9 protein-coding genes are annotated in these 12,903 nt (G+C 66.2%); 4 read left to right on the forward strand and 5 right to left on the reverse strand.

All coding sequences use genetic code 11. The features are described from left to right. Positions 1–83 precede the first annotated feature (83 nt). Both GEV39_RS13950 and GEV39_RS13955 read left to right on the forward strand, forming a co-directional pair. The gene (locus GEV39_RS13950; RefSeq protein ID WP_173889789.1) at positions 84–992 is read left to right on the forward strand and encodes a LysR family transcriptional regulator; all 909 of its coding nucleotides are present in this window, start codon (positions 84–86) and stop codon (positions 990–992) included. 58 nt (positions 993–1,050) lie between these two features. Then, positions 1,051–2,028 carry a D-2-hydroxyacid dehydrogenase family protein gene (locus GEV39_RS13955; protein ID WP_173889791.1) on the forward strand — a complete coding sequence of 326 codons (978 nt, stop codon included), beginning with the start codon at positions 1,051–1,053 and terminating at the stop codon, positions 2,026–2,028. Positions 2,029–2,388: 360 nt separating this feature from the next. Here the strand turns inward: GEV39_RS13955 and mhpT are convergent, their stop codons facing one another. Next, the gene (gene mhpT, locus GEV39_RS13960) at positions 2,389–3,621 is read right to left on the reverse strand and encodes a 3-(3-hydroxy-phenyl)propionate transporter MhpT (RefSeq protein WP_173889793.1); all 1,233 of its coding nucleotides are present in this window, start codon (positions 3,619–3,621) and stop codon (positions 2,389–2,391) included. 33 nt (positions 3,622–3,654) lie between these two features. Further along, on the reverse strand, positions 3,655–5,046 hold the full coding sequence (locus GEV39_RS13965) for an alginate export family protein (RefSeq protein WP_173889795.1): 1,392 nt from the start codon (positions 5,044–5,046) through the stop codon (positions 3,655–3,657). Between the two features lie 249 nt (positions 5,047–5,295). Here GEV39_RS13965 and GEV39_RS13970 point away from each other — a divergent pair, with 249 nt between their 5' ends. Together GEV39_RS13970 and GEV39_RS13975 are read left to right on the forward strand one after the other, a co-directional pair. Beyond that, the gene (locus GEV39_RS13970) at positions 5,296–6,978 is read left to right on the forward strand and encodes an arylsulfatase (RefSeq protein ID WP_173889797.1); all 1,683 of its coding nucleotides are present in this window, start codon (positions 5,296–5,298) and stop codon (positions 6,976–6,978) included. Next, a complete protein-coding gene (locus GEV39_RS13975; protein ID WP_173889799.1) occupies positions 6,975–7,997 on the forward strand; it encodes a formylglycine-generating enzyme family protein in 1,023 nt (340 codons plus the stop codon). Before GEV39_RS13970 ends, GEV39_RS13975 begins: the two co-directional genes overlap by 4 nt. Here GEV39_RS13975 and GEV39_RS13980 read toward each other — a convergent pair. Genes GEV39_RS13980 through GEV39_RS13990 form a run of 3 tightly spaced genes read right to left on the reverse strand, consistent with a single transcriptional unit; the run spans position 7,981 to position 12,844 of the window. Next, positions 7,981–9,711 (reverse strand): acyl-CoA dehydrogenase family protein, encoded by a 1,731-nt coding sequence (locus GEV39_RS13980; RefSeq protein ID WP_173889801.1) that lies wholly within the window; start codon positions 9,709–9,711, stop codon positions 7,981–7,983. The genes GEV39_RS13975 and GEV39_RS13980 overlap by 17 nt on opposite strands. A gap of 14 nt (positions 9,712–9,725) precedes the next feature. Further along, the gene (locus GEV39_RS13985; protein ID WP_173889803.1) at positions 9,726–10,964 is read right to left on the reverse strand and encodes a thiolase family protein; all 1,239 of its coding nucleotides are present in this window, start codon (positions 10,962–10,964) and stop codon (positions 9,726–9,728) included. Continuing rightward, complete coding sequence (locus GEV39_RS13990) at positions 10,961–12,844, reverse strand: feruloyl-CoA synthase (RefSeq protein ID WP_173889805.1); 1,884 nt, start codon at positions 12,842–12,844, stop codon at positions 10,961–10,963. Before GEV39_RS13990 ends, GEV39_RS13985 begins: the two co-directional genes overlap by 4 nt. Positions 12,845–12,903: the final 59 nt, after the last annotated feature.

Here is a 12,903-nt window from a genome sequence, read left to right on the forward strand (position 1 = left end):
TAGCTGTGCGGCAAATGCTACGATCTGCTTCCCTGGCGCACTAGACAGCCTTTTTGCCAATCACCTTTGCTTGCGAGGCACAAATGGACTTCAGCGGTAGATCCGGTGAAATGGCGGTTTTCGCCAAGGTGGCGGACGCGGGCAGCCTGTCTGCCGCCGCCCGCGCCTTGAACCTGACCCCTTCGGCGGTCAGCCGCATTCTCGCCCGCACCGAGCACCGGCTGGGCACCCGCCTGCTGCTGCGCACCACCCGCGCCCTGACCTTGACCCCCGAGGGCGAGGCATACCTGCGCGGCGCGCGGCGGGTGCTGGCCGACCTGCAGGAAGTCGAGGATGCGATCGCCGACCAGGGCGTGCCGCGCGGGCGCTTGCGCATCAGCGCCGCGCAAGGGCATGCCCGCTTGACCGTGGTGCCGCTGTTGGCGGCGTTCAGCGCGCGTTACCCGCAGGTACTGGTCGACCTGACCATCAGCGACGAGGTGGCCGACATTCACGCCGGCCAGGCCGACGTTGCGCTGCGCTTTGGCCACCTGCCCGACAGCTCGCTCAGCGCCCGCCCAATTGGCGAAACCGGCCAGGTGGTCGTGGCCTCGCCCGAGTACCTGGCGCGCTGCGGTACGCCGCTGGTGCCTGAAGACCTGGCCGGCCACAACTGCCTGCACTTCAATTTCCGCCGGGCCGTAGCAGACTGGCCGTTCCGCCGCGACGGCGAGGTCTTTGCGTTGAAGGTGCGGGGCAACATCGAATGCAGCAGCGGCGAAGCACTGGCACAGCTGGCCAGGCTGGGGGCAGGCGTGGCCCGCATCGGCACCTTCACGGTGGCCGATGACCTGGCCAGCGGGCGCCTGCTTCCGCTGCTGGAAGCCTACAACCCTGACGACCGCGAGCCGATCCATGTCGTGTTCGTGGGCGGGCCGTCGATGCCGGCGCGGGTGCGGGTGTTCGTGGATTTTCTGGTGGAGCAGCTGTCACCCCCCCTTGTAGGCACTTGAACGCAGGGAAGGTTGGGTTATCGTGGGTCCCCCATAGTACTGCCAGGGCTCGACCACCATGCGCATTGTCATCCCCGACGACTATCAGGACGTGATCCGTACCCTCGACTGCTTCAGTCGCCTGCACGGGCACGATGTCCACGTACTGCATGCCCCCCAGCCAGCGACGCTCGAGCAATTGGCGGCACGCTTTGCCGACGCTGACGCGCTGGTACTGACCCGCGAACGCACCCGCATCGACGCAGCCCTGCTCGATCGCCTGCCAAGCCTCAAGCTGATCAGCCAGACCGGCAAGGTCTCCAGCCACCTCGACCTGGCCGCCTGTACCGCCCGTGGCATCGTGGTGACCGAGGGCCGGGGCTCGCCAGTCGCCCCAGCGGAGCTGGCCTGGGCGCTGATACTCAATGCCCGCCGCCAACTGGTGCCGGCCATCGATGCCTTCCGCCAAGGCCACTGGCAAGTCAACCTGGGGCAGGCACTGGCTGGCCAGGTGCTGGGTATCTGGGGCTACGGCAAGATCGGCCAACGCCTGGCCCGCTATGCGCAGGCGTTCGACATGCCGGTGCTGGTGTGGGGCAGCGACAGCAGCCGGGCTGCAGCCGCGGCGGATGGGCACCGGGCCGCGGCGTCACGCGAGGCGTTTTTTGCCGAAGCGGATGTTGTCAGCCTGAACTTGCGCCTGTCCGAGCAAACGCGGCACCGGGTAACGTTGGACGACCTGACACGCATGAAGGCGGACGCCCTGCTGGTGAACGTGAGCCGCGCGGAACTGATTGCGCCAGGGGCGTTGCTGCAAGCACTGGATACAGGCCGGCCAGGTTATGCGGCGGTGGATGTGTACGAGCAGGAGCCGGTGCTCGACCCCGGCCACCCCTTGCTGCGCCACCCGCGTGTGCTGGCCACGCCCCACCTTGGGTATGTGGAAAAGACCGGCTACGAGCTGTATTTCGGTGATGCCTTCGACAATGTGCTGGCGTTTTTCGGGGGGGCACCGCAGAACGTGGCCAACCCGCAGGTGCTGGCAGCAGGGAACTGAGTGTTTGCCAGCAGATATGCAGCGCCTGTGAGATCGAGCGCCGCCCGCGCGGCGCTTCGCGGGTAAACCCGCTCCTACGTTTGTTTCGGGCCAGTATTGCCTGTGCCGGACGCGCGCGACCGCCTTGTTTTTACGACGCGATATCGTGGTGGGCGCCAAGGTGTTCGCGCGCAAATCCCACAGGCATAATTGGCCCGAAACAAACGTAGGAGCGGGTTTACCCGCGAAGCGCCGCGCGGGCGGCGCTCGATCTCACAGGCGCTGCATATCTGCTGACAAACACCTGTCAGCCCTGACGCGATCCCTGTGGGAGCTGGCTTGCCTGCGATGGGCCGCAAAGCCCCTGCACTACAGGCAGGCCTACGGCGCGGCGTTCTGCGCCGCAGCAGGCAGAACTGCGCGCTTACGCTGCCCCAGCAACGCGCGCGCTGCCAACGCAGCCACCACCAGGCCGGGTGAGGCCGCCAGCAGCAAGCCCCCTACCCCCGCCCCCGCCGCCAGGATTTGCCCGGCAGCCAACGGCCCGGCCATCGAGCCCAGTCGACCTACTGCCACAGACGCGCCAACGCCTGTGGCGCGCACGTGGGTGGGGTACAGCGTGGGTGCCAACGCATACAGCACCAGTTGCCCACCAATGGCGCAATAACCGGCGGTAAAGCCCGCCACCAGCATCAGCGCAAAACTGCTCGACAGCCCCAGCCCAGCCAGCGAGGCCAGCATCCCGGCGTAGGCGATGAACACCGCACGCCCGGCATGCCCGCGGTCCATCATGCGCCCGGTCAGGAACGAGCCTGCTGCGCCGCCAAGGTTGAACAGGATCTGCACCGCACCCGCCTGCGGCCGGCTGTAACCCTGGCCCATCAACAACGACGGCAACCAGTTCAGGAGCATGTACAGCACAGTGAGGGTGAAGAAGCACGCCAGCCAGAGCAGCAGCGTGCGGCTAACCTGCCCCGGCCCGAACAGCTGGGTCAGCAACCCCGCATCACCCGCGCTGGCAGCAGGCCGGGCGCGAAACGCCTGGGACTCTTTCAGCCACAGCATCAGCACCAGGGCAATCACGATCGGCGCAATACCGCCCACGTAGAACACCACTCGCCAGTCTTCACCCAACCCGGCCATGCCGATCACCGAAGCGATCGCCCCACCCAGCGGCACGCCGCAGTAGGTCACACTCACCGCAGTACTGCGCAGGTGCTCCGGCGCCGCCTCGCTGGCCAGGGCGATCAGGATCGGCAGCGCTGCACCAAGCCCCAACCCTGTCACCAGCCGTGCGATCAACAGCGTGCTGTAGCTGTCGGCATGCGCAGTGCCAAGCGAAAAACCACCGAACAGCAATACCGCGACGATCAACACCGCTTTTCGGCCCAGCCTGTCGGCCAGCCAGCCGCCGATGAACGCGCCCGGCAACAGCCCGAGCAACCCTGCGCTGAATACCCAGCCGAGCATCGCCGAGGTCAGCGCGAATTCCTTGGCCATGTGCGGTGCAGCGACGCCGGTGGCCTGAAGGTCCAGGCCCTCAAGCAATGCCACCAGAAAACACAGGCCGATGGTGAGCACCGGCTTTCTTGCAGCTGTGGATGAATGACTCATGTGTGGCCCCTGTTGTTGTTATGGGTCGAGAAGTCAAAGCCTGAATGTGGCACGCAATGAAACGATCGAAGAATCTTCGCCGCCGGCCTCCTTGATGCCAGCGCCAACGTCGTAGTACTTGAGGTCCAGGTCCAGCGTGAGATTGGGTGTGGCCAGCCAACGGGCGTTGGCCCGGTAGATAGTGCCGACATGGCGCCCGGTTCCCCGGGTGTTGGCCAGCATGCTCATGCCCGGCATGTACACCCCGTCCTCTTCGCGTTGCTTCCACACCGCCAGCACGGCCGGCTCGAAGCGCACCGTGCGCGAAGGCGAAAACCCGAACGTGGGCCCGACCACGATCAAGTTGCTCAAGGTGGTCAGGCTGGCTTCGCCATACACGCCGTTGCGCGGGAACAGCGGGTCGAACGTACCGACCTTGCCATCGCCAGGCTCGCCATCGCCGCTGGCAGCATCGACGCGCAGCCCCAGGCGGGGTTGCCACGGGTGGGCGAAGGTATAGCCACTGTCACTCGACAGCGCCCAGGCGCGGATCGATGCGCCGCCCAGGTGGCCCCGCTGGCCAGCCAGGTTCCAGCTCCAGTCAAGCGCTTGATAGCGGCCGAACAGGCGAGTGCCGAAGGTGTAGCGCTGCTCGTCGCCGACCTCGCCAGCCAGGCTGCGCGCGTCGGTCTGCAGGCCAAAGCCGAACAGGTCCATGTTCCAGCTGGGGGTCAGCGGCAACGTGCTGTACAGCCCATAGAACTTCACCGCGTTGTTGCTGCCGTCATCCCAGCTGTCCTCACCGGTTTTCAGTGGCCTGACGGCGAAGGCGTCGAGCTTGTAGCCGCGCTTGAGGTTGAGGCTGGCGCGCACGCCATCGAAGCTCAGGCGCAGGTTCGGCGCGTCTCGGTAGGTGACGAAGACCTGATCGCCATAGGCCATTTCCTGACGACCGACGCGGGTGGTGTACCGGCCTGCGGCAAAGTCATGATTGAAGTCGATGAAGGCCTGGCGGATTTCGTTGCGGCCCTCGTCGTTGGGCGAATACAGGTCCTTACCGAAGGCGCGGGTGTTTTCCACCTGCAAGAACGTGCGCAGCCTGTCATCGAACAGGTGCAAGTCGGCATGTGCCTGCAAGCGTTGCAGCAGGTAGGAGTCGTCTTTCAGGCCCCGCAAACCGAAGAAGGGTTGGTTCAATGCGTCGGCACGGTAGCGGGCCTCCGCGCCAAGCTGCAGCCAGGCCGACTCGGACAACCGGTGGTAGCGCAGCCCATCGAGCGGGTCACTGGCCTTGGCGGGGTCATCGAGGAAGCGGTAGTCCTCGACCCAGCGCGGCGCGCCGGGCCGGCCTGGCCGGCTCCCTTCCAACGGGTTCGCAGCATACGTGTACTGGCATAGCGAAAGCAGCACAACGGGCACCCATGCCCGGTTCAACGGCTTGGTCATCAGAAGTTTCCTTTACTTGTTCTTATAAAATTGGATAACTCTGTTAACTATTATTTTTATTAACCATAGTGCCGTCAATGGTTAAGTGCTGCCGACAAGCGACCTGCGCGCATAAGCGTTCGCTGATCGAACGCTTATGCGCCAACCGCCTGCGCAAATCCGCCCTTGGCCGCTAATATCGAAGCTGCGTGGTGTCTAACCTGAGGGTAAGCACTGCCCTTCACCTACCAAAACAACAAGAGCATCTCAATGAACTGCCTAAAATCCCTTGCCGCGCTCGGCCTGCTGGTGCTCGGCACCAGCCAAGCCATGGCCGTCCCTATCGTTAAACAACCAAACATTCTGCTCATCGTGGCTGACGACCTCGGGTTTTCTGACCTGTCAGCACTGGGCAGCGAAATTCAGACCCCCAACCTGGACAGCCTGCTGGCCGACGGCCGCCTGATGCTGGACTTTCATGCCGCGCCCAGTTGCTCCCCTACGCGGGCGATGCTGATGTCCGGCAACGACCCACACCTGGCCGGGTTGGGCATGATGGCCGAGGCACGCAAGCGCCTGCCGCCTGGCACTGAAGTGCGCCCCGGCTACGAGGGTGTGCTGGCAGGCAATGTCGCCACCCTCGCCGAGCTGCTGCACGATGCCGGCTACCGGACCTTCATTTCCGGCAAATGGCATTTGGGCATGCAACCTGCGCAACAGCCGCAGAACCGCGGGTTCGACCAGGCCTACGTGCTGCTCGAAGGCGGCGCCGCGCACTTCAAGCAAGCCAACATGCATTTGCAGCCGAACTACAGCGCAACCTTCCTGCACAACGGTGAACCCATCGCGCTGCCCACCGACTTCTACTCCAGCACCTGGTTCACCGACCGCCTCATTGGCGCGATTGACCAGCCCAACCCTGGCAACAAACCGTTCTTCGCCTTCGCCGCCTATACCGCGCCGCATTGGCCGCTGCAGGCACCGGACCAGTACCTGGCGCAATACCGCGGCCGCTATGACCAGGGCTACGAGGCCATCGCCAAACAGCGCCTGGAGCGCCAGCGCAAGGCCGGCCTGGTACCGGCCGACTTCCCGCTGGACGCACAACTGGAAGGGGTGCCGAGCTGGGCATCGCTCAGCGCCGAGCAGCAACGCCAATCGGCGCGCACCATGGAGGTCTACGCCGCCATGGTCAGCGCCCTGGATGCCGAGGTGGGCAGGTTGGTAGCGCACCTGCGCCAGCGGGGCGAACTGGAAAATACGCTGATCCTGTTCATGTCCGACAATGGCCCGGAGAACGCCTCACGGGTGGACCCGACGTGGATCAGCCAGCACTTCGACAACCGCCTGGACAACTACGGCCGACGCGACTCGTTCCTGATGATCGGCTCGGCCTGGGCCCAGGTCAGCGCCTTGCCCAGCCGCCGCTACAAGATGACCACCTACCAGGGCGGCATCCGCGTGCCGGCCTTTGTCTACTACCCGGCCACGATCAAAGCGGGGCGCAGCGAAGCGCTGGCCAGCGTGCGCGACATCATGCCCACCCTGTTGCAACTGGCCGGTGCGCCGATGCCCGGCATCAAGTACCGCGACCGCGATATCGTGCCGCCGCAGGGCAGTTCGGCACTGGACTACCTGCAAGGCGACGACACGCTCATCCATGCCGGTGACGAAGCCCTGGGCTGGGAAATCAACGGCAGTGCTTCGCTGCGCAAGGGCCCGATGAAGCTGCTGTGGGATGCCACCGACGGCAAACCGGCGTGGCACCTGTACGACCTGCGCAAAGACCCAGGTGAGCACCACGACATCGCCGCTGTGCACCCCGAGCAAGTGGCACAGATGCTGCGCGACTGGAAGGCCTACGCCCAGCGCAGCAATATCGTGACCGATGCCGATGGCCGCCCCGCCAGCCCTGCCAGAGTGGCGAGCCCGGCGGTGGCCAGCAAGCAATGATCGGGCGTGCAGCCGGCTGCGCACTGCTCGCCGCCGGTTTGCTCGCCATTGGCTACAGCGCCTGGCCGCAAGCGGCGGCCCCGGCGCTGCTGTGTGATGGCTATGGCGGTGTACCCGCCCCCCGTGAAGGCCCCTGGCGGGACGGCATGGTGCAGCTGCCCGGCGGCAAGTTCAGTTTCGGCTCGGACCGCTACTACGACGAGGAGGGCCCCGCCCACCTGGCGCAAGTGTCGGCGTTCTGGATCGATGTACACCCGGTCACAAATGCCCAGTTCGCGCGTTTTGTCGCGGCGACCGGCTACCTCACCCATGCCGAGCGGGGGATCGACACGGCCGACGACCCCAGCCTGCCCCAGCACCTGCGCGTGCCGGGGGCAATGGTGTTCAAGCAAGGGCCGGATGTGCTGCGCCCGGGTTGGCAGTTCGTGCCCGGGGCAAGCTGGCGCCACCCGCAAGGCCCGGGCAGCGACTTGCAAGGGCTGGATAACCACCCGGTGGTGCAAGTGGCACTGGAGGATGCACAGGCCTATGCGCGCTGGGCCGGGCGCAGGCTGCCCAGCGAGGCGCAGCTGGAATATGCAATGCGCGGCGGCCTGCAGGATGCCGACTTCAGTTGGGGCATGACCGAACTGCCCAAGGGCAAAGCCATGGCCAATACCTGGCAGGGCCAATTCCCGTACCACAACGCCGCCACCGACGGTTTCACCGGCACTTCGCCGGTGGGCTGTTTCCCGGCCAACGGCTTTGGCCTGTTCGATGCCGGGGGCAATGTCTGGGAGTTGACCCGCACGGGTTACCGCCCTGGCCATGCGCCGCAGCGCGACGCTGGCCTGGACCCGCCCGGGCCAAGCCTGGACGACAGCCAAGACCCTGCCGACCCCGGCGTGAAAGTGGCAGTGATCAAGGGGGGGTCGCACCTGTGTTCGGCAGACCGCTGCCTGCGCTACCGGCCTTCGGCGCGGCAACCTCAGCCGGTGTTCATGGCCACTTCACACGTGGGCTTCAGAACGGTGCGGTAATGCTGGGCAACGGGGCAGCGGCCGCCACCACGGCCGCTACCTGGCGGTCGAAATCGAGCATCAGGTAGTTGCAGAAAAAGCCGATGCTTTCCTGCTTTTGCAGGCGCAGTGGCGCGTCCACCGGCAGGGCCTGCAGGCAACGCTCGGTGCGCGCCCAGGCAAACGCCTGCAACGCCGTGGCACACAGTTGCAGGAAGTCGCCGGCCGCGCGGTACGGGTACTCGGGGTCAGCGGCCGCCTTGGCCATGACCTCGGCAAGTAGCCCTTGCAGCACCGCACATACCTTCTGCAGAACCGCAGCCGCCATGCCGGTGCCGGCTTCTTTACGCAGTTCGCCCAGCAGCAGTGCCATGCCCGCCCCGCCGTCACCCAGCACCTTGCGCAGCAGCAGGTCGTTGGCCTGCACCTCGTTGGTGCCTTCGTAGATCATGGCGATGCGGCTGTCGCGCAGCGTTTGCTCGATACTGAACTCGCAGGTGTAGCCATAACCGCCAAACACCTGCAGGGCCTTGCTGGCCAGGGTGAAACCTTGCTCGGTGAAGGCGGCCTTGATGACCGGTGTCAGCAGCGCCGCCAGCGTCGCCGCCTTGGCCCGTTGCCCGGGATCAGTGGCCGCTGCGGCCACATCCAGCCAGTGCGCCGCCCAGTAGCCCAGTGCGCGCATACCTTCGCTGCGCACCCGCAGCTCAAGCAGCACCCGGCGCATGGCGGGGTGCAAGTGAATGGGGTCGGCTTGGCCCTTGGGCTGCCCGGGCGCATTCATCTGCCTACGCGCCATGGCGTATTCCCGGGCGCATTGCCAGGCGGCCTCGGCGTGCGCCAGCCCTTGCAAGCCAACGTGCAGCCGGGCCGAATTCATCATCACGAACATCGCCGCCAGGCCGCCGTGCGCCTGCCCCACCAACCAGCCGCTGGCCGCTTCAAAGCGCAATGCACAGGTGGCGCTACCGCGGATACCCAGCTTGTGCTCCAGGCCTTCGCACTGCACCGCATTACGCTGACCGTCTTCCAGCCATTTGGGGACCAGCAGCAGCGACAGACCGCGGCTGCCGGTCGGCGCGCCCGGCAGCCGCGCCAGCACCAGATGCACGATTTGGCGGGTCAGGTCGTGGTCGCCGCCGGAGATGAACAGCTTGTTGCCCGTGATGGCATAACGGCCGTCGCCTAACGGCTCGGCGCGGCAGCGCAACAGGCCCAGGTCGCTGCCGGCCTGGGGCTCGGTCAGGCACATGGTGGGCAGGATCTCGCCACTGACAATACCAGGCAGGTAGCGTGCCTGCAGTTGTCCGCTGGCATGCGCCTGCAGGCATTGGTACGCGCCATGGGCGATACCGGTGTACATGGCCCAGGCATGGTTGCTGGCGAAGAGCATTTCCTGCAGCGCAGCGTCGAGCACCAGCGGCAACCCTTGGCCGCCGAACTGCAGGGCACAGGCCAGTGCCGGCCACCCTGCCTCGATATAAGCCCGGTAGGCCGCCGGGAAACCGTGCGGGGTCCGCACCTGCCCCTCCTCCATACGGCAACCCTGGCGATCACCTGTGGCGTTCAGCGGCACCAGCACCTGTTCAGTGAAGCGGGCGGCTTGTTCCAGCACCTGCCACGCCAGGTTCAAGTCAAGGTCGGCATGAGGCGGCATTGCCTGCCAGGCCTTATCAGCCTGGAGCCAATGTTGCAGCACGAATTGCATGTCCAGCAGGGGGGCCTTCCAGGCCATGGAACACCTCTTGTTCAGGCAGTGAAACGGGGGTTTTCGATGAGCAGCGCCATGCCTTGGCCGCCGCCTATGCACGCAGCAGCCACCCCATAGCGCAGGTTGCCCTGCTGCAGTTGCCGGGCCAGTGTGTGCACCAGCCGCAACCCGGTGGCGGCCAGCGGGTGCCCGAGGGCAATGGCGCCACCGTGAACGTTGAGCTTTGCCACATCGAGCTGTAGCGCCTGGGCCACCGCCACCACCTGCGCGGCTTGCGCTTCGTTGATTTCGAAGCGGTCTATCTGGTCTGCGCGCAAGCCGCTGCGGCGCAGTAGCAGCTCGATGGCCGGCACCGGCCCGATACCCATGGTGTGCGGCGATACGCCTACCGCCGTGGCCATCAACAGTTTCGCCAGGGGCGGTCGCGTGCAACTGGCGTAGGGCGCCACCACCGCCGCCGCCGCCCCATCGGCCACCGCGCAACTGTTGCCTGCGGTTTGTACCCCACCAGGGTGCACGGTACGCAGCCGCGCCAGCGCTGCAGCATCGGTGGGCCGTGGGTGGCTGTCGCGGCGCACTTCGGCGAGCCCGCGTGGCAGTTCGATACCGCGTGGCTGGTAGCCTTCGGCGAAGAAGCTTTCGCTGCTGATGCTGACGATTTCCTCAGCGAACCAACCGGCCTGCTGGGCCTGTAACGCGCGCTGATGGCTGCGCAAGGCCCAGGCATCCACGGTTTCCCGCGCCAGGCCATGCTCACGGGCCAGGTTGTCTGCGGTGCCGATCATGTCCACATCGGCCGCCGGGTCGTACAACGCCTCCCAGAGAAAGTCCTTGAACCCCACCGGCGCCCCCAAGCGGAAGCCGCCCCGGTGTTCATAGGCCGCGATCGGGTTGCGGGACATGGATTCGGCACCTACGCACAGCACCTGTGGCGCCCCGCTGCGCAGTTGCTCGGCCGCCTGGCGCAACAGCTCGAGCCCCGTGCCACAGATGCGCTGTACCGCCAAGGCCGGCACTGCCAGCGGCACGCCACAGTAAAGGCCGACATGCCTTGGCAGGAAATAGGCATCGAAGCTGGCCTGGGCCATGCTGCCGGCCAGCACGCTGCCCACGGCCTGCGGATCGCTACCGGCACGCGCCAGCACCGCCCGCCCGGCCTTGATGGCCAGGTCAATGGGTGACACGGTTGCCAGCGCACCGCCAAGGTCAACCCAAGGGGTGCGCACCATTTCGACGATGGCAACGTCGTCGAACACAGTGCACAGCCCGCCGCTCATGGCCGCGCCTGTGCGTGCAACTGGCCCGGGGCTTCGCGGCGATACAGCGCCTCGACCAGGGCAGCGCGCCGCTGCAACACCGCACGCTGGTTGATCGAGCCCTTGTCGGTGATTTCGCCCGCGTCGATCGAGGGCGGCTCTTCGAGCAGGGCCAGCCATTCGATGCGGCTGGCGTTGCCTTGGGCGTCCCGGTTCAGGTGCGTCAGCCAGTTGGCAAACCACTGGCGCACCGCGTCGCTGCCCAGCACCTGGGCGTCGCTGGCCTCTGCCCCAAGCCCCGCCAATTGCCGGCACTCGGGTAGCCGCGGGAACACCAGCATGCCCAGGCACTCGCGATCGGGCGCCGCGACCACGACGTCCTGCACATAGGGCGAGCCTTCCAGCACCGCACGGTTGCGCAGTGGCCCGACACTGACGAATACACCCGACGACAGCTTGAAGTCCTCGGCGATGCGGCCGTCGAACATCAGGCCCTGCTCCGGCTGTTGCGGATCGGCGAGTTTCAGGGCATCGCCCGAGCAGTAGAAGCCCTCCTCGTCGAACACCTCGGCGGTCTGCTGCGGCGAGCGCCAGTAGCCCGGCATGATATGCGGGCCGCGAAACCGCGCTTCGAGCTTGTCGGCCTGAGGCACCAGCTTCACTTCACAACCTGGTGCCGGCAAGCCGACGTAGCCGGCCATCGACAGCGGCCCGGTGGTAAAGGTGCAGGACGGCGCCGCCTCGGTCATGCCCAGGCCCGCCATCATGCGGATACGCTCGCCGCAGTGCTGCTCGGCGATACGGTCCAGGCGGTCCCAAACGCTTTGCGAAAGCCCCGCTGCGGCAAAGAAGAACAGCTTCATGCGGGCGAAGAACACCTCGCGCAGCTGGGCGTCCTGCTCCAGCGCCTTGGCCAGCTCTTCCCAGCCCCTGGGTACGGTGAGGTAGGCCGTGGGCGAAATCTCGCGCAGGTTGCGCAAGGTTTCCGCGAAGCCTTGCGGGGTCGGCTTGCCGGCGTCCAGATAGAAACTGCCGCCGTTGTACAGGACGATGCCCAGGTTGTGGCTGCCGCCGAAGGTGTGGTTCCAGGGCAGCCAGTCGACCAGCACCGGCGGCTCTTCGGCAAACACCGGGAAGGTCTGCAGGAGCATCTGCTGGTTGGCGCAGAGCATGCGCTGGGTGGTGATCACCGCCTTGGGCAGCTTGGTGGAACCCGAGGTGGACAGGAACTTGGCAATGGTATCGGGCCCGGTGGCGGCGAACGCAGCGTCTGCCGGCGCCAGATCACAGGGCTGCAGCAGGCTGGCAAAACTGAAATGGCGGCGGCGTGGCGGCTGGCCGTGCACGCTGACCACCGGCACCGACTCATCCAGCACGGTATCGAAGGCACGCTGGAACGGCTGGCTGTCGGTAGCGAACACCAGGCCAGGGGTCAGCACCTCGCAAACGTGGCGCAGCTTGGCGAAGTCCTGCGACAGCAGTGCGTAGGCAGGCGACACCGGGCAGTAAGGAATGCCGGCATACATGGCCCCCAGGGCAAGCTGCAGGTGCTCGATGTCATTGCCGGAAAACACTACCAGCGGCCGTTCGGCGCCAAGGCCGAACCCCAGCAAGTGGGCAGCGATGGTACGTACCTGGTCGAGCATCTGCGCATAGCTGACTTCACGCCAGCCACCGCTGGGCTCGCGCGCGGCGATGAAGGTGGTGTGCGGGCGCACGCGCGCCCAGTGCAGCAGGCGGTCGAGCAGGCGCGCCGGCAAAGGCGCCAACGGCTCCAGCGGCAGCATGCGCAGCACACCGTCGGTTTCACTGACCTGCACTTGTGGGTGCCCAATGGACACCTGCCGGTAGCGCGGCGGTTGGCCAGGATCGGATGACCGCAGGCGGGCTTGGGTATTCACGCAGGTTGCTCCTTGTTCTTGTTGTACAGGCTGCCGCCGCCGGGCATTGCCCGGGGCGG

The organism is Pseudomonas sp. NY5710 (assembly GCF_013305665.1).
Taxonomy (GTDB): domain Bacteria; phylum Pseudomonadota; class Gammaproteobacteria; order Pseudomonadales; family Pseudomonadaceae; genus Aquipseudomonas; species Aquipseudomonas juntendi.

What these genes read in the sequence shown, in the direction of transcription:
- GEV39_RS13950 (WP_173889789.1), top strand. Translation starts at nt 84, where the DNA reads ATGGACTTCAGCGGTAGATCCGGTGAAATGGCGGTTTTCGCCAAGGTG.
- GEV39_RS13955 (WP_173889791.1), top strand. Translation starts at nt 1,051, where the DNA reads ATGCGCATTGTCATCCCCGACGACTATCAGGACGTGATCCGTACCCTC.
- mhpT (WP_173889793.1), bottom strand. Translation starts at nt 3,621, where the DNA reads ATGAGTCATTCATCCACAGCTGCAAGAAAGCCGGTGCTCACCATCGGC.
- GEV39_RS13965 (WP_173889795.1), bottom strand. Translation starts at nt 5,046, where the DNA reads ATGACCAAGCCGTTGAACCGGGCATGGGTGCCCGTTGTGCTGCTTTCG.
- GEV39_RS13970 (WP_173889797.1), top strand. Translation starts at nt 5,296, where the DNA reads ATGAACTGCCTAAAATCCCTTGCCGCGCTCGGCCTGCTGGTGCTCGGC.
- GEV39_RS13975 (WP_173889799.1), top strand. Translation starts at nt 6,975, where the DNA reads ATGATCGGGCGTGCAGCCGGCTGCGCACTGCTCGCCGCCGGTTTGCTC.
- GEV39_RS13980 (WP_173889801.1), bottom strand. Translation starts at nt 9,711, where the DNA reads ATGGCCTGGAAGGCCCCCCTGCTGGACATGCAATTCGTGCTGCAACAT.
- GEV39_RS13985 (WP_173889803.1), bottom strand. Translation starts at nt 10,964, where the DNA reads ATGAGCGGCGGGCTGTGCACTGTGTTCGACGACGTTGCCATCGTCGAA.